Source organism: Pantoea sp., assembly GCF_028283705.1.
Lineage (GTDB): Bacteria > Pseudomonadota > Gammaproteobacteria > Enterobacterales > Enterobacteriaceae > Pantoea.
The window spans coordinates 117,829-142,062 of the sequence record NZ_JAPWKD010000020.1; the positions used below are offsets into that span (position 1 = coordinate 117,829).

Below are 24,234 nucleotides of genomic sequence, written 5' to 3' on the forward strand. Positions count from 1 at the left end.
CTGAGGCGCCATGCCTCAGCATCTTCACATCAAATTACCATCGACAGCAGCAGACAACCCACTAAACCGCAGACTGAGATGATGGTCTCCAGCACTGACCATGAGCGAATGGTTTCGCCGATCGTCAGGTTGAAATACTCCTTAAACAACCAGAAGCCCGGATCGTTGACGTGAGAAAAAATCACGCTGCCCGATCCAACCGCAATCACCATCAGCTCCGGGCTGGCACCGGAGGTAGCGATCAGCGGTGCCACAATGCCACCTGCGGTAATTGCGGCCACGGTAGCGGAACCGAGTGCGATACGCAGCACCGCCGCAATTGACCAGGCCATAAAGATCGGGGAGACATTGGTTTCATGCATCATGCTGGCGATATATTTATCGACACCGCTATCCACCAGCACCTGTTTAAACGCCCCGCCACCACCGATAATCAGCAGCATCATGGCGATGATTTTGATGGAGTCACTTAATGTGCCCATCACTTCATCCATGCTGCGTCCGCGATTCAGACCAAAGGTGAAGATAGCAATCAGCACCGCAATCAGCGTAGCCATGATCGGATCGCCAAAGAACTCAGCGTAAGGCAGGATCACATGTCCTTTTGGCAGGACCATTTCGGCCACCGCACGCAGAGCCATCAGAATCACCGGCACCAGCGCGGTACCAACACTGACGCCAAAGCCCGGCATTTCCGCTTCGCTGAAGGTTTTCGGATTCCACAGTCCTTCCGGAATCGGTTTATCGATACCTTTCAGAAAACGTGCGTAGACCGGTCCCGCCAGAATAACGGTAGGAATGCCCAGCAGGGTGCCAAACAGCAGGGTTTTGCCCATATCCGCATTGAACAGCGTGGCAATCGCGGTTGGACCCGGGTGCGGCGGTAAAAAGCCGTGCGTGACCGACAAGGCTGCCGCCATCGGCACACCCACAAACAGCAATGGCACGCGCGCTGTTGCGGCGATGCTGAAAATCAGCGGAATCATCAAAACAAAGCCGATTTCATAAAACAGGGCGAAACCGACGGTAAAGCCGGTCAATACCACCGCCCATTGAACATTCTGCTTACCGAATTTTTCAATCAGGGTTGTGGCGATGCGCTGCGCGCCGCCGCAATCCGCCAGCAGTTTTCCCAGCATGGCGCCAAAACCGATAATCAGCGCCAGGCTGCCCAGAGTCCCGCCGACGCCGGATTTGATGGAATCAAGCACCTTGCCCACCGGCATACCCTCGAGCACGCCGACAATCAGCGCCACCAGAATCAGTGCGATAAATCCGTTCAGTTTGAAGCGAATCATCAGCAGTAGCAGTAACGCCACGCCAATTGCCACGTAGAGTAATGGCATAATTTTTCTCCACCTTTTTGCACGGTCTTCCACCGGCAGCGGTTTGTTGTGATAAGTCCTGAGGACGATGGATACAGCAGCGTTTGAGATGTTGTTACATCGCGATGCATCTTGTTACCGGTATCATGTTAAGGGTAACAAGATGAAGAAATCACCTGCTACGCCAGGTGAATTTCTGAATTGAGAAGGTGATCAAATTTTTGCCGGTCAGTTATCAGAATGTTTGCCCCGACAGCCAGGAGGGTTTGGTTAAACTAAGGGTTTTCCGCCCATGAAAAAGGATCTGCAGGTGAGTGAGAATCTGATTGAGCTGTACAGTAATCAACAAACCCTGTTTGCCCGCGGCAGCATTGACCGGCTGGTGCCGTTGCTTGCCGCTAATCCACAGCCCACGTTGCTGTTCTGTGGTCGCTCGTTTCTTAACGGTCCTGCCTGGGCGCGCCTCGGAACAGCGCTCAACGATCACATTCTTGGTTATGAGATCGTCAGCCATGAGGCATCGCCCGCTGAGATCGATGCCTGGGTAACGCGCTGGCGGGGTCATGTGGATCGTGTGGTGGCGATCGGGGGCGGCAGCGTGCTGGACGCAGCCAAAGCCTTTAGTGCCATGATGCAACACCCGCTGCCGACCGCGCGTTATCTGGAAAAGGTCGGGGATACACCGGTGCAGCCCGTAACATTGCCACTGATTGCCATTCCCACTACCGCCGGTACCGGCAGCGAAGCGACGCAGAATGCCGTCGTGACCGATCAGCAAAATATCCAGGTGAAAGCCTCACTGCGCCATCCGGTATTTGTGCCGCAGGTGGCAATTCTCGACCCTGATTTACTGCAAGGGGCACCGGATACGGTGCTGGCGACCTGCGCCATTGACGCCTTCACCCATCTGTTTGAGGCGTATCTGTCACGCAAAGGCAATCTGTTCAGTCAGCAAATGGCGCTGAATGGCCTGCAACTGTTCTTTAAAGCCTGGCCTGCGCTCAATCGTCACGACCAGGCAGGTGATGACGCGCGCGAAGCAATGATGATGGCTTCCTGGCTGGGCGGCGTATGCCTGAGCAGTGCCGGATTAGGTGTGATCCATGGCATCGCCGGTGAGCTGGGGGCGATTAAACCTTTCCATCATGGGGAAGTCTGCGGACGTTTGCTGTTTCCGTTCCTTGAGGTGCTGGCCGAAAGTGAACATCCCGAACAGCAGCGCCTGATGGCACAACTGGCGCAGCAACTGTTGCCCGATGATCCGGCACCACCGGCGCTGGCATTAAAAGCCTGGCTGCAACAACATGCCATCATGCCGTTCTGGCTGGATGGACCTGCCTTATCCACCACCGAGGTGGAGTGGATAGTGGCCCGTGCGAACAGTAAAAACGGCTGGGTCAGCTACGACAAAGAGATCCTGCGCGACATGATCGCCGCCGCCTGGCCGATTGTTTAATTCAGATACGCACACAACCCGGTAACGACGCAGTTTATTGCGCCGTTACCATAATGCCTCAAACCTCGAACGGTCCCTGCCCTGCCAGCATCTGCTCAATCACCTGCAACACGCCCTCGTCATTGTTGGACGGAGCCTGATAGCGCGCCGCCTGTTTCACGCGCTGCGGGGCATTTTGCATGGCAAAGCTGAAGCCGGACTGCACCAGCATTTCGAGATCGTTGCCGCCATCACCAAAAGCCAGCACTTCATCATTGTTGATACCCCAGCGGCTTTGCAGCAAGCGCAGGCCATTGGCTTTATGCAGGCCCGGCACAATCAAATCCACCGAACCATGGCCGCTGGACGTCGCCGCCGCAGCCCCATGATGCAAACGCTCGATATCGGCCATCAGAATCGCCACATAGTCGTCGGAGAGGTTGAGGGCAAACTTGAACAGTTTGTCATCACCGGTATCACTCAGGCTGTCGATAGCGGTTAGCCGATGGCAGTAATGGCGCATCTTCGTCAGCCATTGTTCATCGACACCCGAGAAGTAGTAAGCGCTGTTACGACCAGCGATCAGGTATTTCAGGTCGGGATAGTGACCGCGTTGCAGCGTATCCATCACCGCATGGATGTCATCACGTGAGAAAGAGCCGCAGAACAACTCTTCATCACGGTCGATAATCCACGCGCCGTTCTCCGCCACAAAAGCGATGTTACTGGCAATATCGGGAAAGAAAGATTTGAGTTGATAATACTGGTTACCGCTGGCGACCACGAATTTGATGCCACGCTGTTGCATCTGGTGGTAACAGGCTTGAAAACGTGCGCGATTGTACTGTTTTTTATCGTCGAGAAAGGTGCCGTCCATATCCACCGCCACCATTTTTACCACGGCCATCATCACTCCTTAGCGTTTTGAAAGGAAAACTGACGCTTTACAGGATAGCCTGGCGGGGAGGAGAAAACAGCGAAAAGACGGATGGCGAGTGCCATCCGTCTGCGGGAGATTAGTTGAACGCGTTATTCAGCAGAATGGCGGTGATGATACCGGTGGCTGCCGCGACCAGAACATAGTTACCGTCGATATATGCCCAGTGCTCGCCGCGTGGCGGCTCGTACAGACCGCGTCCACGCCAGTCATCAACGCGATAATGCGGACCACGGAATTCCGGTGGTGCCGGGTAACCACGACGGAAGTCATGACCATTCCAGGCGAAACGATCGCCGCCATGATGGTCTTGCGGCATCGGACGGCCAGCGTAATGATCATGGCCATGATCCGGACCACGGTCATAGCCATGGTCAGGACCACGATTGCCACCACGATCGGGGCCATTACCGTGATCCTGATGCTGGTTGCCACCGTGTGGCTGCCAGTGTTGATCGCCCGGACCATCGGCCCAGGATACGCTGGAAATCAGTGAGCTGCATGCAATAAGCGAAGCGACTAGCGTTAATGTTGTTTTTTTCATGGTGTTGCCTCCAATGATAACGGCAATGGTAGCGCCGTTAAGCACTACTATTGATTATAGGAAGGCAAAAGCGCATTTCCAAAATTCCTAAAAAACCGCCATCTTACAATAAATTACCTCGATTTATCGCTTTCTTAACACTTGTGTCTGGACTGACATTAAATGGACCGAAAAAGCAGCAATATTTGCCATGCGGAAACAAGCGGAAGAGAAAAGAAAGCCCGATCGCAGGGATCGGGAGGAATCAATTTCCATTTATTGCATAAAGAGGGAGAACCCTGCAAAAGTGAGGGTAAAACTGAAGCACACAACGCCACATCACTAGCATTGCCGGTAAACAATACCATTTAAAAATGAAAAAAACTTTTAAAAATGACTATTTTTCGGAAAAATACGTAAAGAGTTAGCGGATTAAAGAAATAACGTATTGCGCAACGTCATTTCACAGAGAATAAGGTCTGTGCTCCGACCAGCACAAATCATACAATATTTTACCGGATCAACTAACCTCAGGAAGATGAAACCCTGAAATCATAAAAAAATCATTAAAATCAACACAAAAACCCATTCATCACTGGCGAGACTTTACGTCTCGCTCCCGCTCAGAAAAAATTTATTTTTCACCAACTGGTATAAATTCCTGCCAGGAAGATTTAATACACAACAGTGATTAATACAGAGCTCAATATTAGCATTATTAACGAAGTTTATAGGATGCGTTAATTCTTCCTGAATCAGCCTTCTGGAGATTCTTTTCTTTTTCCACCTTAAAGATGAAGCGAATAATACCCTGTGTAATACTCATGTTCAGGTCTTTGCTTTGGCAGAAACTGCCGGTGGAAAAAATGCCAGTCAGCGCAACGTCGATTTATGGCGCGTGGTCGAAGCCGGATGCAGTAGCAGCTCAGCAGCCGGACGGATGGGGCGTCGCACCAGCTCCCCGCCACAGTTGGGGCAACGTTCATGCAGCACCTCGCTGGCACAGCTGGCGCAGAAGGTACATTCGAACGAACAGATACGCGCGTCAGGTGCTTCCGGCGGTAAATCTTTATCGCAGCATTCACAGTTGGGACGTAATTCCAGCATGGTTTTCTCCTGTCGGTAAAATGCCATCATCGCGGGTGGCGAGGGTACGTGACCAGCCCCTGACCGGACGAAGCAGGGACAAATCGGGACATCAGCTGGCCGGTTTCCCGTCATCCGAATTTGTTCCATTCCTCTTCAGACCTTCTATAGTTCATTCGTCCCCATTTTCTAAGAGACGTGTTAATGCAAGTTAAAGGATTGAATATCGGCTTTTTCATTGTCATCCTGGCGATTGTCACGGTGGCGTTTTTTGATGTGCTCGCACCTTACTTCTCCGCCATTTTGTGGGCGGCGATTCTGGCAGTGATTTTCCATCCGCTGAAATCACTGCTGCGGCAAAAACTGGGGGATCGTAATGGACTGGCTTCGCTGATTACGCTGCTGATTATCTGCCTGATCGTCTTCACACCGCTGGCGATCGTCACGTCGTCGCTGGTGGTGGAGATCAATACTGTCTACAACAAACTGCAAAACAACTCCTCGCAGTTTCCAGCGGTGTTTGCCGATTTGTTTCAGCATCTGCCCGGGTGGGCGCGCAGTTACCTGTCTGACCATCACCTGAATAATGCCGCGCAAATTCAGGAAAAACTCTCCGGTTTTGCCCTCAAGGGTGGCCAGTACATGGCAGGGAGCGTGTTCATTATTGGCAAAGGTACCTTCACCTTTACCGTGGGTTTTGGCGTGATGCTGTACCTGCTGTTTTTCCTGCTGAAAGACGGTGCCTGGCTGGTCAGCCTGATCCTGGAATCACTGCCGCTCTCCACTCACGTTAAGCATCACCTGCTGCTGAAATTTGCCGCCGTATCCCGCGCCACAGTTAAAGGAACGGTGGTGGTCGCGATAGTTCAGGGGGTACTGGGGGGACTGGCCTTCTGGTTCACTGGCATTGACGGCAGTCTGCTGTGGGGCGCGCTGATGGCGTTCCTGTCACTGGTTCCAGCGATTGGTTCCGCGATCGTGTGGGTACCGGCAACCATTTTCTTCTTCGCCACCGGCGCGCTGTGGAAAGGGTTCTTCCTGATCGGCTTTTTCGTCGTGGTGGTGGGTCTGGTGGATAATATTCTGCGCCCATTGCTGGTGGGGAAAGACACCAAAATGCCGGACTATATGATTCTGATTGCCACCCTCGGCGGTATGGAAGTGTATGGCATCAACGGCTTCGTTATCGGCCCCCTCATCGCCGCGCTGTTTATCGCCTGCTGGAATCTGCTCTCCGGGCGTGACAATCGCGATAACGTTGAGGAAATTGACGAAGAATTTATCGAAGAGGGTAAAAAACGCGATTGAGAGCGAGTGCCGAACGGCACCCGCCACGAGAATTATCGCACCATCCCCTGCTCGCCTGATGAACGCCAGCCGCGCGTCAGGCGTTTCTCTATCTCCACCAGCACAAAGATACCGGCGCTGACCACTAAGGCGATCAACCAGTATTTCAGCGGCAGCGGCTGCGTACCAAACAAGGTGTTCATCAACGGCACATAGATGATCACCGCCTGGAGCAGAATCAGCACCACGGTCACCAGCCAGATGCCCCGATTCTTCAGCAGGCCAGCATCCAGTGAGAAGCCGTCGCTGTTACGGCAGTTGAGCATATACACCCACTGCGCCGTGACCAGCATCTGCAACAGCACGGTGCGGATAAATTCCGGGCTGTAACCGCGTGGCTGTAACCAGGCTTCCAGCATAAAGGCGCTGACCGAGATCAGCAGGCCGACAAACACCACACGCCAGATGGCGAACCCATCCATCACATTACTGCGCACGTTACGTGGTGGACGCCGCATGATGTTCTGTTCCGCCGGTTCAAAGGCGAGGCCAAAGGAGAGCGTGGCGGAAGTCGCCATGTTCATCCACAGAATCTGCACCGGGGTTAACGGCAACAGGTTGCCCATCAGAATCGCAATGATGATCAATAACCCCTGAGCAAAACAGGTCGGCATCACAAACAGGATGGTTTTCTTCAGGTTGTCATAGACACGACGCCCCTCTTTCACTGCCGCAGCGATGGTCGCGAAGTTGTCATCGGCGAGGATCATATCTGCGGATTCTTTGGTCACTTCCGTGCCCTTAATTCCCATCGCAATACCGACGTTGGCCTGCTTCAGCGCAGGCGCATCATTCACGCCATCGCCGGTCATACCAACAATTTCGCCAACCGACGCCAGCGCCTTCACCAGGCGCAGCTTATGCTCCGGGCTGGTGCGGGCAAAAATGTCATACTTCTGCGCCGCCACGCTCAGCTCGGCATCATCCATATGCTCCAGCTGATAACCGGTCACCGCCGCCTGACTGTTGCCGATGCCCAGCATCTGACCAATCGCCATCGCCGTTTCCTGATGATCGCCAGTGATCATCTTCACGCGGATACCGGCCTGCTGGCAGTCACGAATGGCGGTAATGGCTTCCGGACGCGGCGGATCCATCATGCAGGCGAGGCCAAGCAACACCATGCCCTTATGCAGATCGTCATGATCCAGCGTCTGTTTAGCCGCCGGTAACCAGCGCCATGCGGCGGCCACGGTACGTAAACCTTCACTGGCGTAGGTGCTGATGGCTTGCTCCCAATACGCACTATCGAGCGGCGCGACGCCCTGATCCCCCTGTTGCTGCTGGCACAGAGACAGCAGCACATCCGGCGCACCGGTCAGCATAATGCCGGGTTTGCCATCAATGACCGCACTAACCGCCTGATATTTGTACAGCGAATCAAACGGCAGCTTACTGACCACGTCAACCCTGTCGGACCTGATACCCGCTTTTGCCGCCAGCACCTTTAACGCCCCTTCGGTAGGGCCGCCGACGACGCCCCAATGACCGCTGGCGTCCTGATGCAGCTGACTTTCATTGCAGATATCGACAATCTGTAAAAAGCCCTGCAACACCTCATCCTGTGCCGCAGGCACGCCGCTGGCACTGACTTCGGCGTGAAATTCACCTTTGGGTTCATAGCTATCGCCGCTGATACGCCACTGGCTATCGGCCAGCACCACCACCTTCACCGTCATCTCGTTCATGGTCAGAGTGCCGGTTTTGTCGGAGCAGATCACTGACATCGCCCCGAGGGTTTCCACCGTCGGCAATTTGCGAATAATGGCCTGATTGCGCGCCATCGACTGCACACCAAGAGACAAAATGATGGAGATAATGGCCGGCAACCCTTCCGGCACCGCCGCCACCGCCAGGCTGATCACCGACAGCAACAACTCCCCCAGCGGGATGTCGCGCAGCAGAAAACCAAACACGAACAGACCCGCCATCATCAGCAGAATGATGGCGAAAATGGCTTTACCGAGTTTATCGATCTGCACCAGTAACGGCGTTTTTGCCTCCTCAATCGAGGAGATCATCGCATTGATATGCCCCAGTTCAGTGTCGCCACCGGTGGCAATCACCATACCCATGGCAGTACCGGAGCTGACGGTGGTGCCGGAATAAGCCAGATTGAAACGGTCACCGAGAGATTTTTCCCCCTCCAGCGCAGCGGTGTTTTTCGACACCACGGTGGATTCACCGGTCAGAATCGCTTCTTCAACGCGCAGATTATTGACTTCGAACAGACGCAAGTCGGCCGGGACCTTGTCGCCTGGACGCAACATCACCACATCCCCTGGCACGATATTTTGCGTTGCCACGGTAGCCTGCAACCCTTCACGCAACACGATGGCATCGTTCGACAGCATATTTTGAATGCTTTTCAATGACTTCTCGGCGTTACTTTCCTGGATAAATCCAATCAGTGCGTTGATGACAGCAACGCCGAGAATGACAAAGGTATCGACCCAGTGGCCCATCAGCGCGGTGATCACCGCAGCGGCCAGCAGGATATAAATCAGCACATCTTTAAAGTGGGCAATAAAACGCATGAAGGCGGATTTTCCCCGCTTCTGCGGCAGAACATTAGGACCATGATCGCGCAGCCGCGCCTGTGCCTCTTCACCACTTAATCCTGACGGTGAGCTATTTAATGCCGTAAATGCCGCCGAACTCTCTTGCTGATATAAAGGCCGATCGGATGCTTCCGTTCGCCTCGCCTCAAAAGGAATGATGTTCATAATTACCCCGCGCGATTTACTCAATTAATGAAAAGCAAAATAAAAATGACACTTTAATAATATTTCCCGCTAGCGTGATGACCGACATCATGTTTTCTTCAGTTAAAAGCTGCCACGATAATTCAGTGCGGGCTAGTAACATGAGTAAATTATTATCAGGGTAAGAAGATTCTAACCCACAAATAATAAGAGGTTATTGGCTGTTTATTCTGTTTTTGACAGACAAAAAGGGATCAAGATAAACCATGAAGAAACAATTAGTTATATTAGTTATCTTCTTTGTCTTTGGCGCTGTTATCGCCACTACATTAGTAGGCCTGCTGACCTTTAATATCGTGTCATGGCTGGCTGTGTAGCACAAACAACATTTAACCGGAGTTAAACGGAGGTGGGAAAATTTAATTATCACAGCAAACATTGCGGGTAATCAGTATTTCGTCCGGGATATGCCTTTATATTCCCCCCCACTGTTACTTACAGGGACGAGGAAAATGAATAACTGGCCGATACTCACCGCACTGCTGTGCTGTCTGGTTCTTATTGGTTGTGATAATAAGAAAATAACGGGAATGATAGTGCCTCACGTTATTAAATCCACTGAATCAAAACATAATGCTGAAGGCCCGCGCCTGGTTCCGGCTCATATTGATACCGGCGCGAAAAACATGCTGCCACTGGAGAGAATTTTCAGCATGCCGGAAAATCTGTATATCAGTTTCGATGCGCAAAACGTCAGCAGCTAGCCAGTGCCAGGTTGTAGCGGCGCGATTTATCGCGCAATTCATCACGCCGCCATGGCTCAGAACTACTCCACCCGACCAATTTCCGGCATCAATATCCATTCGGCGCTGTCGTTCCACACATCCATTTTCACGATCAATCCGTCGCGGACTTCATAACGATCCAGATAACGGTTGCCAGCAAAAGGCTGACCGTCCGGCCATTCCCCATACAGCGTGCCGTTGGAGTACACCACCACATGATCGCCGCGATCCATCCAGTCAAACTGCCCGAGTGACTTCTTCACCCATTTATAACGTGCCCCATTGAAATCGGTGATCCCTTTAGTGCCAGGAAACTCACGTTTACCGGTAAAGGTAATGCTCACCTGCGGATGCATATAGGTAGCAGCTAACACCGCATCGGGTGCCATCGATGCCGCCAGAAACTTCTTCACCACTTCTACTGCCTGCTCAATACCAGACATAACGCCCCCTGAAGGTAATTTGCACAACACTGGCGCACCAGCACCAAAATGGCGCAGTTTTTCCGCTAACTTGCGGCAAAAACCGCCTGTTTCTAAGCAATATCAAACTGGCATCGTAATTGCTAGAAATAAAAATATTATTGCTAGCAATCTACCTGAGGTGAGAGATGTCCGGAAAATCGTTACTGAAAAACTGGCGTAAATGCGCGGTCGTGACTGTGATGAGCATGATGTCAGCGGCCGCTATCGCAGCGGAACCGATCAAAGTCGGCCTGGTCACGGCCTTATCCGGTCAGTCAGCAAAATCAGGTGAAGCCCTGACGCGCGGGCTGACCATCGCCATCAACGAGATCAACGCAGCTGGTGGTGTGAAAGGCCATCCGCTGGAGCTGGTACGCCGCGATGACGAAAGTAACCCCGGCAAAGGGATGCTGGCAGCTCGTGAGTTGATCCAACGGGAAAAAGTCGCCGTGCTGTTTGGTGGCCTCGATACCCCGGTATCTCTGGCGATCGTCCCGCTGGCTAATCAATTGAAAACCCCGTTTGTCGGACTGTGGGCCGCCGGTACTGGCATTACCCATAACGGTGCGAAGGAAAACTACGTGTTCCGCGTCTCTGCCGTAGATGAGCTGGTGGATGAAGCGCTGGTGGAATACGCCAGCGAAAAGAAAGGCATGAAAAAAGCCGGCATGATTCTGGTCAACAACCCATGGGGTGAATCAAACGAGAAAGGCTTCCGTGCCGCGTTGCAGAAAAACAACATCCCGGTAGCAGGCGTCGAGCGTATTGAAGACAGCGATGTTGATTTGGTGCCGCAGCTGACCCGACTGAAAAACGACGGTGCCGACACCCTGCTGATGGTCGGCAATGTCGGACCTTCTGCTCAAGTGGTCAAATCGCTGCATAAGATGAACTGGCAGGTGCCGGTGGTTTCGCACTGGGGACCAGCCGGTGGACGCTTCAGCGAGCTGGCAGGGCCGGGAGCCGATCAGGTGACCTTTATCCAGACCTTTGTCTTCACCGACCACAATTCGGCCAAAGGCAACCAGGTGATGGATGAACTGAAAAAACAGTATCCGCAAATCAAAGGGCTGGCGGATGTCACACCAGCTGTGGGTATCGCCAACGCCTACGATGCGATGCACCTGACAGCGATGGCACTTAACAACGCCAGCAGCCTCAATGGCACCGCCATTCGCGACGGTTTCTACGCCATCAAAGACTATGACGGGCTGATTAAGCACTACCAGCAACCGTTCACAGTGCAGCAGCACGATGCGCTGGGACCAAAAGATTATGTTTTCGCCCAGTTCAAAGGCGAGCAGATCCTGCCAGTCGCTGAGTAAGGAGACGGATTATGTGGAGCACTGCCCTGTCCACCGGACTGAGCCTCGGCAGCATGTATGCCCTGCTGGCGCTGGGTTTTCACATCACCTGGATTGTATCGCGCACCCTGAATTTTGCTCAGGGTAGCGCGATGATGGTCGGTGCTACCCTTGGCTACAGTTTGTACGTGACATTTGGCTGGCCCTTGTTGCTGGCCTTACCCGCCACGCTGCTGTGCTGCGCGCTGTATGGTGTGGTGATTGAACGCCTGCTGGTGCGCCCGTTTGTGGCGCGTAATTCCGAAGCCTGGTTGATGGCAACGGTGGCGGGCGGGATCCTGGTCGATAACCTCGCGATGTTCACCTTTGGTAAAGAACCGCGCCAGTTCCCGGTGACCGACGTCACCTTTACCCTGTTCGGTACCTCATGGTCACTGATCAACCTGCTGATCCCTCTGACCGGTGTGATGATCGTCGTGGCTCTGACGCTGGTGCGGCGTTACAGCCGCATCGGCAAAGTGCTGGAAGCCACGGTACAAAATCCGCGTGCTGCGCAGTTAATGGGGATTCGGGTCAACCGGGTGGTGGCTGCGGCCTTCGCCCTCTCTACCGTATTTGCCGCGCTGGCGGGTTTGCTGATCGCTCCCTTGTTCAGCATCCAAAGTGATATGGGCACGCTATTCGGGCTGAAAGCCTTTGCGGTGGCGATCCTTGGTGGCCTCGCCAGTAGCAGCGGTATCTGGGTTGCCGGTTTATTGTTTGGCCTCAGCGAAGCGCTGGTCACGCTGTGGTTTGGTTCCGCCTTCACGCAAATCTTCACTTTCTCGCTGGTGATTCTGGCGCTGGCGCTGCGTCCGAACGGTTTGTTTGGGCAAAAATTAAGGGTAAAAGTATGATCAAAACCCTCCCCTTCAATGCATTCGCGCTGGTGGCCGTCGCGCTGCTGAGCCTGCTGCTGCCCTTCGTGCTCGGCAGCTATGCCCTGCTGGTGTTTTCGTTGTTTGCCCTCGCCGTCACCACGGTGGTCGGGCTGAATATTTTGCTGGGACTGAGCGGGCAAATCTCCTTCGGTCATATCGCTTTTTATGCCGTCGGAGCCTATATCTCGGCAGGGCTGACCATGAACGGCGTGCCACTGGGTGTCGCGATGCTGGCAGCCATGCTGGTATGTGGTGTGATTGGCGGGCTGCTGGCGATTCCGGCGTTGCGTGTCAGCGGTCCGTTCCTGGCGATGATCACCATCGCCTTTGCGCTGGTGGTGCGCCATGTCTTGATTGAGTGGCGCGAGGTGACAGGCGGCTCGAACGGGCTGATGGGGATCCCGATGCCGGACTTTGGCCCGCTGGACCCCACCGTGGGTCTGGCGCTGTGTTGCGCCCTGCTGATGATTGTGGCGCTGACGCTGTTTGCCCGTCTGCAACGCAGCCAGTGGGGACTGGCAATGCGTGCCGTCAAGGCCAGCGATATTGCCGCGCGCTCGCTGGGTTTTAATCCGGTAGTGAGCAAAACTCTGGCGTTTACCCTCTCCGCCATGCTGGCCAGTGCTGCCGGAACTCTGGTTGCGCCACTGATGATGTTTATCAACCCGGACTCCTTCCCTTTTTCTCAATCGATCCTGTTTGTGCTGGCTGTGGTGGTGGGCGGCAGCGGCACGCTGTTCGGCCCGGTGCTCGGTGCGCTGTTGATTGTGGTGCTGCCGGAGCTGCTATCATCCTTTGCCGAATATCGTCTGCTGATTTTCGCCGTGCTGCTGCTCAGCGTACTGTGGCTGGCACCGCGTGGCCTGCTGGGTACACTGGCGCGCTGGCTGGTCAAATCCACTCCGCAATTTGCCCCGGACACCCTGGATGAATCTCTGCTGCAACTACACTTCCAGCGTGCGGGCCAGAATGTCCTGAAAGTTGAAGGTATTGGCATCCGTTTTGGTGGCGTGCAGGCGGCAAAAGACGTCAGCTTCAACGTGCGCGCCGGAGAAATCCTTGGACTGATGGGACCAAACGGGGCCGGTAAAACCACGGTGCTGAATATGATCAGCGGGTTCTATCGCGCCGACAGCGGCAGCATCCGTCTGCAACAAGAACTGCGTGGTCTGCCTGCGTGGCGGGTGGCGCGTGCCGGTATCGCCCGCACCTATCAAACCACCCAGCTATTCAGCGGCATGAGCGTACTGGAAAACCTGCTGGTGGCGCAGCAGCGTGGCCGTCAGGGCTTGCCGTGGCGTCATCCGGGCCGGGAGGCACAGGCGGTGGCGATGGCACTGCTGGCGCTGGTGGGATATCGCGGTTCGGTGCACACCCCGGCAGAAGATCTGCCCCATGTTGATCGTCGTCTGGTGGAGATTGCCCGTGCGCTGGCGCTGGATCCCGCCCTGTTGTTGCTGGATGAACCTGCCGCCGGACTGAGCCGGGAAGAAACCGACGCATTGATCCCGCTGCTGCGTCGTCTGGCTGGCTTTGGTCTGGCGGTGATCGTTGTTGAACACGACATGGCACTGGTGATGGCCGTGAGCGACCGTTTGCAGGTGCTGGATGCCGGTAAGCCGCTGGCACAGGGTAACCCGGCTGAAGTGCAACGCAATCCAGCAGTGATAGCCGCCTATCTCGGCGGTACAGAATATCGCGGCAAGCCACGCGTGATGCCGCTGCGATCCACCGGCGAACCTGGCCTGGTGGTGGATAAGCTGACGCTGGATTATGGTGCCGCGCCGGTGGTGCGCAATGTCAGTTTTACCGTAAATCCGGGCGAAACCGTCGCCATCCTCGGGGCGAACGGAGCCGGAAAATCAACCATTCTGCAAACGCTGGCGGGCCTGCATCCGGCACGCAGCGGCGCGATCTATCTGCACGATCATTCGATCAAGGAACTGAATGCCGCCCAGATCGCCGCTCGCGGCCTGGCGCTGGTACCGGAGGGCCGTCAGCTGTTCCCGCAAATGACCGTGCTGGAAAACCTGTTGATCGGCCAATATGCCTGTAGCCAACGCCTCGATCCGCAGGCAGAAGTGGAGTCGATTCTGCGCCGCTTCCCCCGTCTGCGCGAACGTCTGCACAGCCAGGCGGGGCTGCTTTCTGGCGGTGAGCAGCAAATGGTGGCCATTGGTCGCGGGTTGATGTCCCGCCCCTCGATTCTGTTGCTGGATGAACCCAGCCTGGGCTTGTCACCAGCGATGATTGGCGAGTTATATGATGCGCTGGCGGGATTACGTAATGAAGGCGTCACGCTGCTGCTGGTCGATCAGATGGCTAACCTCGCCCTGACCATTGCTGACCGGGCGCTGGTGCTGGAATCGGGTGAAGTGGTGAAAGCCGGACGTGCGCAGGATTTGCTGGCGCAGGCGGATCTGGCTGAAGCCTGGCTGGGAGCAGGAAACGCATGAAGCGACTCACCATAATCAACGCCCGCGTGCCGGGTGAAGATACATTGCAGACCCTGCACATCGCCGGGGAGCATTTTGTTGCTACGCAGCATGGAGCGGCAGAAACGCTGGATTTTGCCGGTGCGCTGGTGCTGCCCGGTCTGCTGGAAACCCATATCCACCTCGACAAAGCCTGCATCATTGATCGTTGCCATCAGCAGGACGGTACGCTGGCTGAGGCGATTCGTGAAACGGCACGCGCCAAAGCCGATTTCACTGAAGAAGATGTTTATCAACGCGGCGCCCGCGTGCTGGAGCAAGCCATTGCGCAGGGTACCACGCGTATGCGTACCCATATCGAAATCGATCCAGTGGTCGGTCTGAAAGGTTTTCGTGCCATCCGCCGTTTACAGACGGAATATGCCTGGGCGATGGATCTGCAACTTTGCGTGTTTCCGCAGGAAGGGATGTTGAATAATCCCGGCACCGAGGAACTGTTGTGTGAAGCGCTGGCATCGGGTGCGGACCTGCTGGGGGGATGTCCGTATACCGACAGTGATCCGGCTGGACAGATTCGCAGGCTATTCGCCCTGGCCCAGCGCTATGATGTCGATATCGACTTCCACCTCGATTTCGATCTCGCGCCAGATAATCGGCTGATTGACTGCGTAATCGATGAAACGCAAGGTGCCAACTGGGGTGGCCGCGTTACTGTTGGACACGTCACTAAGCTGTCGATTCTGACAAGGGATAAGCTGCATGAGCTAGGCCAGAAACTGGCCGGGGCCGGAGTGCAGGTCACTGCCCTGCCCGCCACCGACCTGTTCCTCACCGCACGCGATCGCTTTGCACTGCAACCGCGTGGCGTAGCCCCGCTGGATGAACTGGATCGCTGCGGCGTGGTGTGTTCGCTCTCCACCAACAATATCGCCAATCCCTTTACGCCATTTGGCGATGCTTCGCTGGTGCGTCAGGCAAATTTGTTCGCCAACGTGCGTCAGTTGGGAACACAGGTGGATTTGCTACGCTGCCTGAGCTGGATCTCCAGCCAGTCTGCAAAGCTGTTGCGCTTAACCGACTACGGGTTAGTACCGGGATGTCTGGCTGATATGGTGGTGTTTGATGTGGAACGCGCAGACCAGATTGTGGCGCAGATAGCGCCGCCGATCGCCGGATTTAAGCGCGGGCGGCAAACCTTTTCCCGTCCGCAGGCAACGCTCTATCGTCCCTGAAGGCCTGAAGCGGCGGCGCACGGAATTGCGCCGCTAAATCAATGCCTGAGTAAGCGACAAATCCTCAGAAACCACTTCGGTTAAATCCAGCTCGGCTTCCAGCTCATCCAGATGCGCCAGCATGGTTTGCTGCGCTTCTGCAATATTGCCCGCTTTTAATGCCGCCAGAATGGCTCCATGTTCAGCACACTGACAGGACGGCACATCATTGCGTTGGTAGAGCGCCACTATCAGGGAACTGCGCACCATCAGGTTGGACAGGATCTCGCTCAGCACCTTGTTGCCGCTGACCTTTGCCAGCAGCAGATGAAACGCACTTAATTCACGCACAATGTGGCGACGGTCCTGTTGCCCGGTGGCAGCATGTTCCGCCGTTTGCTGAGCCTCGATCTCATCGGCAAACTGCGCCATTTGCTCAGGGGTGATGGAGGCAACAATGGCGCTCTCAATTGCCCGACGCGCGATAAAAATCTCACGCGCTTCGGTCGCTTCGGGATGTGCCACCATCGCCCCGATATTCGGTTCAATGGTGACAATATGCTGCAACGCCAGGCGCTGCAAAGCGGCCTGAACATGGTTGCGATTGGCTTTCAGCGCCTCAACAATCTGCGCTTCGACTAAGCGCCGACCGGGCTTTAGACGATGCTGCGCAATGGCCAGCGACAACGCATCAACAATACGCTGCACTTCTCGCTGTTTCGCGGTGGCGACCTGACTCATTCTGACCTCTTCCCGGGCTGATTATCGCCGTATCTTACCATCCTGAGCGCCGGTTGCAGAACGGCTTTGATGGAAATTGCGTGCGTCATCAGAGAGGGAAATGATTGTCAAATATCAATATTTAGCTAACAAGTATGAAGAGAGGGTTCTTATGCCAATTGTTTTTTTGGTATAACAACTTTTCAAACCTGTCAGACATCAACCTCTGCTTTGAAAAGTTGCATGCTAAGGACGCCTCATGGCTTTATCTGATTCAACCGGGGACGATATTTCCCGTTCTGGTTCGGGCCGCATTTCAGGGCTGGCGCTGCTGGTGGCGAGCGCATTCTTTATGGAATTCCTTGATGGCACGGTGATCGCAACCGCGTTGCCGGATATGGCGAAAGCGTTTGGTGTCTCAGCCGTCGATCTGAATATTGGTATCAGTGCTTATTTGCTGACGCTGGCAGTATTAATTCCAGCCAATGGCTGGGTGGCGGAACGCTTTGGAGCACGGAATGTCTTCACCCTCGCGCTGAGTATTTTTACCCTGTCATCACTATTCTGCGGCCTGACGCATAACGTCACAGAATTCATATTGATGCGAATTCTGCAAGGCGTTGGCGGTGCCATGATGGTGCCTGTCGGACGTCTGGTGGTACTGCGCACCACACCTAAAAATCAGCTGATAAAAGCCATTGCTACCCTGACATGGCCCGCGCTGGTGGCCCCGATCATCGGACCACCGCTGGGGGGATTTATCACCACTTACGCCAGCTGGCACTGGATCTTTTTCCTCAACGTGCCTCTGGGGATTATCGCCATCGTGCTGTCCCTGCGCATGATGCCAAATCAGTCGGCGCACGAGCGACGTTCATTCGATTTCACCGGATTTGTTGCCACGGGCATCACGATGCTGTGCCTGGTCGCCGGGCTGGAGATGCTGAGCCAGCAAAGCGCAAACCTGGCGAGTGCGGCGGTGACAATTGCCATCGGGCTGGGAACACTGGTCTGGAGCATCCGGCATTTGCGCCGCAGCAAAGCGCCGCTGATTGGGCTGTCATCACTGGCTGTCCCCTCTTTCCGCATCACCATGCGTGGAGGATTTCTGTTGCGCGCCACTATCAGCTCCGCTCCGTTTATGCTACCGCTGATGTTTCAGGTGGGTTTTGGCATGAACGCATTTCAGGCAGGCTCTCTGGTGCTGGCGGTATTTGCTGGCAACCTGGCGATGAAACCCGCCACGACTCCGCTGATTCGTTACTTTGGCTTCCGTAAGTTGCTGATTGGCAATGGAGTGGCTTGTGTGTTGACGCTGTTGTTGTGTGCGTTCCTCACACCAACATCGCCGCATGTGATTACGCTGTTACTGCTTTTCTTAGGGGGACTAAGCCGCTCGATGCAATTTACCGGGATTAGTTCACTGGCGTTTGCCGAAGTGCCAGCCCAGGAAATGAGTTCGGCGAATACGTTATTCAGTACCTCACTGCAACTGGCTAATGGGCTGGGCGTAACACTGGGGGCGCTGTGTATTCGGTTGGGAACGGTGCTGGGGGATGATTTAGGCTACGGATCGGTGCCCGGAATGGGGTTTAAGGTCGGGTTTGTGGTGATTGCGGTTATAACGCTGATTGGGGTGCTGGATATGGTGAGGCTGGCACCGGATGCGGGGAGGAGTGTTTCGGCCCCTACAGGATTGAAAAGTAAGGCGTAATTTGATGATTTATGGGGGTAAATTCTGAGTTCAATTTTGATCATGCCCCCGAGGATGCCCCCAATTTTTGTGGTGATAGAGGTTTTCGTACAAAAAAACCGATCTAAGCACGGTCACCAGGGAGTTACCTGAACCGGCATATAGTCTTTGGGGGATAACCGTAACCGATTCAACAGTGCAGAAGAAATATAGAACTATGCAGGATTGCACCAGTAATCTCGCTAAATGTACTGACTGAAACGTAGGAGGTAGCCATCAGGATCCTGCACGAGAAACTCTCTCTGGCATGCTGTCGTTTCTCCGGTACTGTAGTGATTATCACGCAGATCTCGATAAAGCGTTATTCCATGCGCATACACACGGGCAAGTACCTGCTCAATATCGTCCACTTCTATCTGAAAATTAACGCCACGCCCCAACGGCCTGACGAGTTCTACCGTATTCCATCCCTCCTCATGATATTGTTCAAGCATCAATTGTGCCTCACCGAAACTAACGTAGGCAAAATCAGGATCACTACGCCTTATTATGATGCTAAAGCCAAGCACGACAGTATAGAAGTGTAGGGATGCGGAAAAATCCGTTACAGTTAACTCGGGAACCATTCGGTTCCAGTAGAGTTCTTTCAGGTCAGTCATTTTTTCATCCTTTTTTGACTGATACAGCTTAGATAAAATGGCTTGTGCGAGGCTCGTAGCATAATCACTATCGGGCATCTCGCGACTATTTAGGCGCACAAGGTTGATATCTGCTCCACACTAAGAGCACACAGTGCGTGGTGTGTCAGTCTGCAGAGTGCCAAGGGCGGAAGTTGATAAACTCTGTTATCGAGGACGGATCAGCACATGTATTCTGTCTAATATCAGGGTAACGCTGTCATAGTGATTTAATAATCTTTATCAATTATATATCGCTTTTGACCATTTTATCCGATTGTGAACCGCAAGCCGGTTTTAAAGCTCTGATTGTCAGAAATCATTTTCCGGACGAGCGCGAAATCGTCTTTTTCACAGAAAACGTATTGCTCGGAAAACCGGACTTGCTGGCTGTTCAGCCACATTACCTGGTCCGGTGCAGACTTCATAGTATGGAAATTAATAAACGCGTTGGCCTTGGCAATTCGACTTGAAGGATTTAAGCCGGGAGTGAGGGTCAACGGGGCAAACGCCATACGGCGCTGTAAATCTCTTTTGCGGATGATTTGCAAATCTCGGATAGAGGGGCAGTACATACCGAGCGTCAGTGTAGAGGAGAGCGGCAGGTAAATCTGAATGCCTCGCTGAGCCAGCCCGAGGTTACCGCACGGGCCGAAATCATTATCGTTATGCATCACAACAGGACTGTCAGAAATGTAGAACGGATGATCAGATGTTGTCTCAAAGAGGTACCAGTCCTTGGCCAGAAGGTGGTCGATGTGTGAGGCCTGGTGAACTAGTTGCTGCAGGAAAATATTCCGTGAGTCCCGTTCGGGCGAGAATCCTAGTGCTTCGGCAACCTGCTCCGTAGTAGCTCTCATGGCGGTAACCTTGTCAGCAATAGCGGATATCATCCCAGTAATTCGTTGCTGCTCGCTAAAGGTTCGCGCACGTTGAATAGCAACGAACACGGCGAGCTTATAACGTTCCTCACCTGAGAGATTACGGATATCTCGGTATTCTAGCAGTTGATGGATTACGGGTGCCGCTTCGCTTTCGTATATACCCATTAGCGGCTCTAGGCTAAGTCTTTCAGGATGATCGTCGAGATTATAGAAGGTGTTCCGGACGGTCGCATTCATGATGTTAGTAACAAAACTACGTTCGTTATGCTTATCAAAGGTATAAAGCTGGGGATACTTGCCTCTACCTAAAGTGGCAAAGCCCTCCAGCAAAAAACGTGGCACTGTGTGCTGCCTGACAACGTCAGTCTGCAGGCTTAGTGAGTCGGCCATAAAAATTACTCCTTCAAAGCCATTATCAAAAGAAGAAAAGCAATTTAAAACCTTTTGCAAGGAAATTATTGCCGACTAAATATCCTACATGTCACATCATAATCACAAACTTTCATGATCAATACTATCTTCATCGTCATTTAATTCATTAAACATCTGAAGAACTTCACGAGTACGTTCATAATTACTTTCAGGGTATGATTTAAATTTTTCATTATCCAAATCAATTAACACCCTCTTTAATTTGAAGGAATTATTAGAAAGTGACATTTCGTAGAAATCAATGCCAGCCTGCCTTGATTGTAACGCTCTCATAACGGAAAATTTAGCAGATTCTTTGAACCTCAAACCGAATGTAACATCACATAATCGAAATTGTGAATCCTGCAAGCCTTTATTTTTAATAACTCGGTATTCCTTCTCATATTTCCAAGAAGGGGCCTTACTGAGAAGAATAACCCTATCAATCTCTTTTTTGGCAGCATTCCTTATTTTATCATTACTACCAAATAGCATATCATGAACTTGTTGAGTTCTAATAAATCGCTTACCTTTGTAATCAACAGGGTAGATATCTTCAGAGTCATTTTCAGAAACGTCATATCCTATACAAAACCCCTTATGTTGGTCAGAATAATGCGACCACATTAAGGGACAGTTAAACGTTTTTGCCAATGAAAGGACACCAACATCATAATTTTTTAGTAAATATCTTTTAATATGATAGCTAGCACTATCACCAAAATCGTCACCATAAAAATCAACATTTCTCGCGATATTATTAATTAACTCCTGAGCTTCACTTTCGCCTAGCATTTCGATTTTTTCTAATGTTCTTGGCCCTCTGTATCGAATTTTTTTTGCTGCTTTCTCTAGTTCCTTTTGATGATTATCTTTTACTAATTTATGAAGAATAGCGTTCAATTCATAGGCATCATCGATATCATTTAACACGGAAGGATTACAATCCAAAGGATCATTGAATGTTGTTGGGTCGGCAAAATACAATCTATCGCTTACAAGCAAATCAAGACTATCAACACTAAAACTTTTATATTTATATAATCGAGAAGGAATTTTCAGCATCATTAATTTTATCTCATGATTTTTTGATATTATCTACCTTTCCCTGACCCAAGGACAATAGTAAAATTAAAAATACTATCTACGTCAGGGCAAGTCTTTACCCCTTGATATTCATCACCATGAGCGGGGAAACTTAGGTCATATTGACATGTTCCCAATTGACGAATACACCTCGGTGTTCATTAAACCCTCAGAGTGATGAGACAAGTGCGAACTTCTGCTCCTTGCTCAAAGCCGACAGTCAGATTTATTAGTGTTCTTTAAAAGACCACAACCTGATAAGGTTTTGGCTAATACATATATCACCGCCTATCGGCTTTTCTGTAATGATGATAAACATAGACCTGTGACTATTTGGGCATAAAAAACCAATTGGACCTTTTCACTTATGACGCATTGCGGGAGATTAAAGAGGTTTGTAAACCACTTCACCTTTGCGCTCTGCTTCAACTTTAGCGGTCATAAAACGTTTCATCATCTCAACTTTGCCATCATGGATCGCTTTGAAATCAATCTTCTTCATATCGGAGAGTGTATTATTTTCGTATCGCATAAGCAGTTCCGTCATTGGATGAAAGTTAGGCCATGCTCCCAGACTGTCCCCAAATGTTTGAGAGGTATTCTAAAACGTATGCCTACAAAATTATCACCCGCCAATAGTCATGAGCAAGTCCCCGTTAATGAGATTGCCGTAATTGGCTGTTTAAATCAGTACTTCTAGCCCATGCTTTTGAACTACTGACAGCAGCTTTAACGACATCCCGCTGGGGCGCTTCAAACCTGTTTCCCATTTCTGAATTGTCGATACACTGGTATTCAGATAACGAGCGAAAACCGGCTGACTCATATTGAGTTTTTCACGTAGTCTTTTTATTTCATATGGTTGTAGTTCCTCCACATCTTCGATGCAGGTTGCATCAAAGCTACGCATGGTTTCCTGTGGGAGAACACCGGCTTTAAACATACCGGCAGCCGCACTATGGATAGCTTCAAATGCAGGGCTTTTGAATTTAGTTTTTGCAGTCATGGCAAATCTCCACCAGTTCTTTAATCTTCATGAGTGCTGCAATGTTCTGATCTGAGAGACCAGCGTAATACCTTGCCAGTTCACGGAATCCAGATAGTTCTTAGGAATCAGTGTTCGACATGTTCTGTTTGGCAGGCAGGAAAATGTATGCCCTACCTGCCCCCATAAAATTTCGTGAAATGTCTGCTAAGCACAAAAACATGACATAAAGGTATATGGGTTCACTTTCCAATTATCATCTGCTACTAAAATGACTAACGTCTTATCATTGACAATGAAAAAATAAAAAAAGAACATATAAATCAATAAAATAAAATCGCTTCATTGATTTATAACGTTCATTTTCCGGATTAGCATATCTCATTTTTAAGAAATTATGAGTTTCAGGCGCTGATTATCAGCCAAAATGTTGTTATAAATTACTCATATCAAAGCAGTACCAGTCGATTAACTACATGGAAGATTTCAATTTTGGATGACCAATCACCTCATGTTGTTGAGATCATAAGGCGCATCAGGGAAGGCAGCACCGAGCCATTCTTATGCCGTTGTGACGATAACCTCCTATACGTTGTTAAATCCATGCCGGAGATGCCACGTCGTCAGTTGATTGCCGAGTTCATCTCCGCATGCCTAGTGAGTGACATTGGTCTTCCGTTCCCAGAATTCACGATCGTATACGTACCCGAAGAGTTACTTGAGTTCACACCTGATTTAAGAAAGCAGATAAATGCGGGCTATGCCTTTGCTACCAGATACATAGAAAATGCTGTGTCGCTCTCTTTCGCTCAATCCCGTAATGACAGTATCATTCCACTAAACGACCAGAAGGTCTTTCGTCTTTGATAGGTGGATAATAAATGTTGATAGAACCCTATCGGACAGAGGTGGGAACGTTAACATGCTGTTGGACGTGAAAGACAATAGGTATTACCTTATTGATCACAATCTAGCCTTTGATCAGAATGCGACATTACGTGACTTCAACGAGCATGTTTTCTCTCATCTGACCAGAAGTTGGGAGATCGATATGGTTGACCAGCTTGCTCATCGTGAAAAGCTCTTGAAAACATATAGTAAGATGCCTCACTTCTGGGAAAAAGTACCTGAATCATGGCTTTCTGAAGATCAATTTGAAACTATCATCGATACGACTCTCAACAGAGCATCCGGCGATGATTTTTGGAGCAGCATCATATGACAACGCCTTGCTTATACAGCATCGTGAGATTTTCTCCTTACCCGGAAACTGAAGAGTTTGCGAACGTAGGGGTAGTTGT

The 24,234-nt window shown here is 51.8% G+C and carries 23 protein-coding genes and 1 pseudogene; 10 read left to right on the forward strand and 14 right to left on the reverse strand.

The annotated features are described in order from the left end of the window. Positions 1 to 29 precede the first annotated feature (29 nt). Complete coding sequence (gene gntT / locus PW844_RS18425; RefSeq protein WP_299454951.1) at positions 30 to 1,346, reverse strand: gluconate transporter; 1,317 nt, start codon at positions 1,344 to 1,346, stop codon at positions 30 to 32. Positions 1,347 to 1,617: 271 nt separating this feature from the next. Between gntT and PW844_RS18430 the strand changes: the two genes are divergently transcribed. Then, positions 1,618 to 2,781 carry an iron-containing alcohol dehydrogenase gene (locus tag PW844_RS18430; RefSeq protein ID WP_299454954.1) on the forward strand — a complete coding sequence of 388 codons (1,164 nt, stop codon included), beginning with the start codon at positions 1,618 to 1,620 and terminating at the stop codon, positions 2,779 to 2,781. A 58-nt stretch (positions 2,782 to 2,839) separates the two neighbouring features. Here PW844_RS18430 and PW844_RS18435 read toward each other — a convergent pair whose 3' ends face one another. From PW844_RS18435 to PW844_RS18445, 3 genes are all read right to left on the reverse strand, one after another. Further along, positions 2,840 to 3,667: a Cof-type HAD-IIB family hydrolase gene (locus tag PW844_RS18435; protein ID WP_299454957.1), complete on the reverse strand. Its 828-nt coding sequence runs from the start codon at positions 3,665 to 3,667 to the stop codon at positions 2,840 to 2,842. A gap of 109 nt (positions 3,668 to 3,776) precedes the next feature. Further along, a complete protein-coding gene (locus PW844_RS18440; protein ID WP_299454959.1) occupies positions 3,777 to 4,241 on the reverse strand; it encodes an RcnB family protein in 465 nt (154 codons plus the stop codon). Between the two features lie 852 nt (positions 4,242 to 5,093). Next, a complete protein-coding gene (locus PW844_RS18445) occupies positions 5,094 to 5,327 on the reverse strand; it encodes a DUF1272 domain-containing protein (RefSeq protein ID WP_299454961.1) in 234 nt (77 codons plus the stop codon). A 183-nt stretch (positions 5,328 to 5,510) separates the two neighbouring features. Between PW844_RS18445 and PW844_RS18450 the strand changes: the two genes are divergently transcribed. Next, positions 5,511 to 6,614, forward strand: a complete 1,104-nt coding sequence (locus PW844_RS18450) for an AI-2E family transporter (protein WP_299454964.1) — start codon at positions 5,511 to 5,513, stop codon at positions 6,612 to 6,614. Between the two features lie 32 nt (positions 6,615 to 6,646). Here PW844_RS18450 and PW844_RS18455 read toward each other — a convergent pair whose 3' ends face one another. From PW844_RS18455 to PW844_RS18465, 3 genes are all read right to left on the reverse strand, one after another. Further along, on the reverse strand, positions 6,647 to 9,379 hold the full coding sequence (locus PW844_RS18455; protein ID WP_299454966.1) for a cation-transporting P-type ATPase: 2,733 nt from the start codon (positions 9,377 to 9,379) through the stop codon (positions 6,647 to 6,649). Positions 9,380 to 9,981: 602 nt separating this feature from the next. Continuing rightward, positions 9,982 to 10,221 carry a hypothetical protein gene (locus PW844_RS18460; RefSeq protein WP_299455014.1) on the reverse strand — a complete coding sequence of 80 codons (240 nt, stop codon included), beginning with the start codon at positions 10,219 to 10,221 and terminating at the stop codon, positions 9,982 to 9,984. Continuing rightward, positions 10,185 to 10,586: a nuclear transport factor 2 family protein gene (locus PW844_RS18465; protein ID WP_299454969.1), complete on the reverse strand. Its 402-nt coding sequence runs from the start codon at positions 10,584 to 10,586 to the stop codon at positions 10,185 to 10,187. The genes PW844_RS18460 and PW844_RS18465 overlap by 37 nt, the downstream gene beginning before the upstream one ends. Before the next feature lie 167 nt (positions 10,587 to 10,753). Here PW844_RS18465 and PW844_RS18470 point away from each other — a divergent pair, with 167 nt between their 5' ends. From PW844_RS18470 to PW844_RS18485, 4 genes are read left to right on the forward strand one after another with little or no spacing between them, the layout of a single operon-like run. Next, positions 10,754 to 11,932 (forward strand): ABC transporter substrate-binding protein, encoded by a 1,179-nt coding sequence (locus PW844_RS18470; RefSeq protein WP_299454972.1) that lies wholly within the window; start codon positions 10,754 to 10,756, stop codon positions 11,930 to 11,932. Positions 11,933 to 11,943: 11 nt separating this feature from the next. Beyond that, the gene (locus PW844_RS18475) at positions 11,944 to 12,807 is read left to right on the forward strand and encodes a branched-chain amino acid ABC transporter permease (protein WP_299454974.1); all 864 of its coding nucleotides are present in this window, start codon (positions 11,944 to 11,946) and stop codon (positions 12,805 to 12,807) included. Continuing rightward, positions 12,804 to 15,287: an ATP-binding cassette domain-containing protein gene (locus PW844_RS18480; protein WP_299454977.1), complete on the forward strand. Its 2,484-nt coding sequence runs from the start codon at positions 12,804 to 12,806 to the stop codon at positions 15,285 to 15,287. The genes PW844_RS18475 and PW844_RS18480 overlap by 4 nt, the downstream gene beginning before the upstream one ends. Continuing rightward, complete coding sequence (locus PW844_RS18485) at positions 15,284 to 16,498, forward strand: amidohydrolase family protein (RefSeq protein ID WP_299454980.1); 1,215 nt, start codon at positions 15,284 to 15,286, stop codon at positions 16,496 to 16,498. The genes PW844_RS18480 and PW844_RS18485 overlap by 4 nt, the downstream gene beginning before the upstream one ends. 33 nt (positions 16,499 to 16,531) lie before the next feature. On the opposite strand, the gene PW844_RS18490 is transcribed toward PW844_RS18485, so the two are convergent. After that, complete coding sequence (locus PW844_RS18490) at positions 16,532 to 17,218, reverse strand: GntR family transcriptional regulator (protein WP_299454983.1); 687 nt, start codon at positions 17,216 to 17,218, stop codon at positions 16,532 to 16,534. Positions 17,219 to 17,456: 238 nt separating this feature from the next. Here PW844_RS18490 and PW844_RS18495 point away from each other — a divergent pair, with 238 nt between their 5' ends. Beyond that, on the forward strand, positions 17,457 to 18,911 hold the full coding sequence (locus PW844_RS18495; RefSeq protein ID WP_299454985.1) for an MFS transporter: 1,455 nt from the start codon (positions 17,457 to 17,459) through the stop codon (positions 18,909 to 18,911). A 221-nt stretch (positions 18,912 to 19,132) separates the two neighbouring features. On the opposite strand, the gene PW844_RS18500 is transcribed toward PW844_RS18495, so the two are convergent. The 6 genes and pseudogenes from PW844_RS18500 to PW844_RS18525 form a co-directional block, all read right to left on the reverse strand. Further along, positions 19,133 to 19,549 (reverse strand): VOC family protein, encoded by a 417-nt coding sequence (locus PW844_RS18500; protein ID WP_299454988.1) that lies wholly within the window; start codon positions 19,547 to 19,549, stop codon positions 19,133 to 19,135. 287 nt (positions 19,550 to 19,836) lie between these two features. Further along, positions 19,837 to 20,841: a DUF4238 domain-containing protein gene (locus PW844_RS18505; RefSeq protein WP_299454989.1), complete on the reverse strand. Its 1,005-nt coding sequence runs from the start codon at positions 20,839 to 20,841 to the stop codon at positions 19,837 to 19,839. A 102-nt stretch (positions 20,842 to 20,943) separates the two neighbouring features. Then, entirely contained in the window at positions 20,944 to 21,930 is a 987-nt protein-coding gene (locus tag PW844_RS18510; RefSeq protein ID WP_299454992.1) for a DUF2971 domain-containing protein, read from the reverse strand. A 403-nt stretch (positions 21,931 to 22,333) separates the two neighbouring features. Continuing rightward, entirely contained in the window at positions 22,334 to 22,480 is a 147-nt protein-coding gene (locus PW844_RS18515) for a hypothetical protein (RefSeq protein ID WP_299454995.1), read from the reverse strand. A gap of 150 nt (positions 22,481 to 22,630) precedes the next feature. Next, on the reverse strand, positions 22,631 to 22,954 hold the full coding sequence (locus PW844_RS18520; protein ID WP_299454998.1) for a DNA-binding transcriptional regulator: 324 nt from the start codon (positions 22,952 to 22,954) through the stop codon (positions 22,631 to 22,633). Further along, a pseudogene (locus PW844_RS18525) lies at positions 22,938 to 23,102 on the reverse strand (type II toxin-antitoxin system RelE/ParE family toxin); the annotation flags it as partial. The gene PW844_RS18520 and the pseudogene PW844_RS18525, both read right to left, overlap by 17 nt. A gap of 323 nt (positions 23,103 to 23,425) precedes the next feature. Here PW844_RS18525 and PW844_RS29475 point away from each other — a divergent pair. The 3 genes from PW844_RS29475 to PW844_RS18535 form a co-directional block, all read left to right on the forward strand. Further along, positions 23,426 to 23,800: a HipA family kinase gene (locus tag PW844_RS29475; RefSeq protein ID WP_367187765.1), complete on the forward strand. Its 375-nt coding sequence runs from the start codon at positions 23,426 to 23,428 to the stop codon at positions 23,798 to 23,800. Between the two features lie 10 nt (positions 23,801 to 23,810). Next, entirely contained in the window at positions 23,811 to 24,155 is a 345-nt protein-coding gene (locus PW844_RS18530) for a HipA family kinase (RefSeq protein ID WP_367187766.1), read from the forward strand. After that, positions 24,152 to 24,234 (forward strand): DUF3037 domain-containing protein (locus PW844_RS18535; RefSeq protein WP_299455011.1); only part of this gene is annotated, 83 nt, incomplete at its 3' end. The genes PW844_RS18530 and PW844_RS18535, both read left to right, overlap by 4 nt.

Coding starts and splice junctions, on each gene's coding strand:
- gntT (WP_299454951.1), bottom strand. CDS start 1,346: ATGCCATTACTCTACGTGGCAATTGGCGTGGCGTTACTGCTACTGCTG.
- PW844_RS18430 (WP_299454954.1), top strand. CDS start 1,618: ATGAAAAAGGATCTGCAGGTGAGTGAGAATCTGATTGAGCTGTACAGT.
- PW844_RS18435 (WP_299454957.1), bottom strand. CDS start 3,667: ATGGCCGTGGTAAAAATGGTGGCGGTGGATATGGACGGCACCTTTCTC.
- PW844_RS18440 (WP_299454959.1), bottom strand. CDS start 4,241: ATGAAAAAAACAACATTAACGCTAGTCGCTTCGCTTATTGCATGCAGC.
- PW844_RS18445 (WP_299454961.1), bottom strand. CDS start 5,327: ATGCTGGAATTACGTCCCAACTGTGAATGCTGCGATAAAGATTTACCG.
- PW844_RS18450 (WP_299454964.1), top strand. CDS start 5,511: ATGCAAGTTAAAGGATTGAATATCGGCTTTTTCATTGTCATCCTGGCG.
- PW844_RS18455 (WP_299454966.1), bottom strand. CDS start 9,379: ATGAACATCATTCCTTTTGAGGCGAGGCGAACGGAAGCATCCGATCGG.
- PW844_RS18460 (WP_299455014.1), bottom strand. CDS start 10,221: ATGGATATTGATGCCGGAAATTGGTCGGGTGGAGTAGTTCTGAGCCAT.
- PW844_RS18465 (WP_299454969.1), bottom strand. CDS start 10,586: ATGTCTGGTATTGAGCAGGCAGTAGAAGTGGTGAAGAAGTTTCTGGCG.
- PW844_RS18470 (WP_299454972.1), top strand. CDS start 10,754: ATGTCCGGAAAATCGTTACTGAAAAACTGGCGTAAATGCGCGGTCGTG.
- PW844_RS18475 (WP_299454974.1), top strand. CDS start 11,944: ATGTGGAGCACTGCCCTGTCCACCGGACTGAGCCTCGGCAGCATGTAT.
- PW844_RS18480 (WP_299454977.1), top strand. CDS start 12,804: ATGATCAAAACCCTCCCCTTCAATGCATTCGCGCTGGTGGCCGTCGCG.
- PW844_RS18485 (WP_299454980.1), top strand. CDS start 15,284: ATGAAGCGACTCACCATAATCAACGCCCGCGTGCCGGGTGAAGATACA.
- PW844_RS18490 (WP_299454983.1), bottom strand. CDS start 17,218: ATGAGTCAGGTCGCCACCGCGAAACAGCGAGAAGTGCAGCGTATTGTT.
- PW844_RS18495 (WP_299454985.1), top strand. CDS start 17,457: ATGGCTTTATCTGATTCAACCGGGGACGATATTTCCCGTTCTGGTTCG.
- PW844_RS18500 (WP_299454988.1), bottom strand. CDS start 19,549: ATGACTGACCTGAAAGAACTCTACTGGAACCGAATGGTTCCCGAGTTA.
- PW844_RS18505 (WP_299454989.1), bottom strand. CDS start 20,841: ATGGCCGACTCACTAAGCCTGCAGACTGACGTTGTCAGGCAGCACACA.
- PW844_RS18510 (WP_299454992.1), bottom strand. CDS start 21,930: ATGATGCTGAAAATTCCTTCTCGATTATATAAATATAAAAGTTTTAGT.
- PW844_RS18515 (WP_299454995.1), bottom strand. CDS start 22,480: ATGCGATACGAAAATAATACACTCTCCGATATGAAGAAGATTGATTTC.
- PW844_RS18520 (WP_299454998.1), bottom strand. CDS start 22,954: ATGACTGCAAAAACTAAATTCAAAAGCCCTGCATTTGAAGCTATCCAT.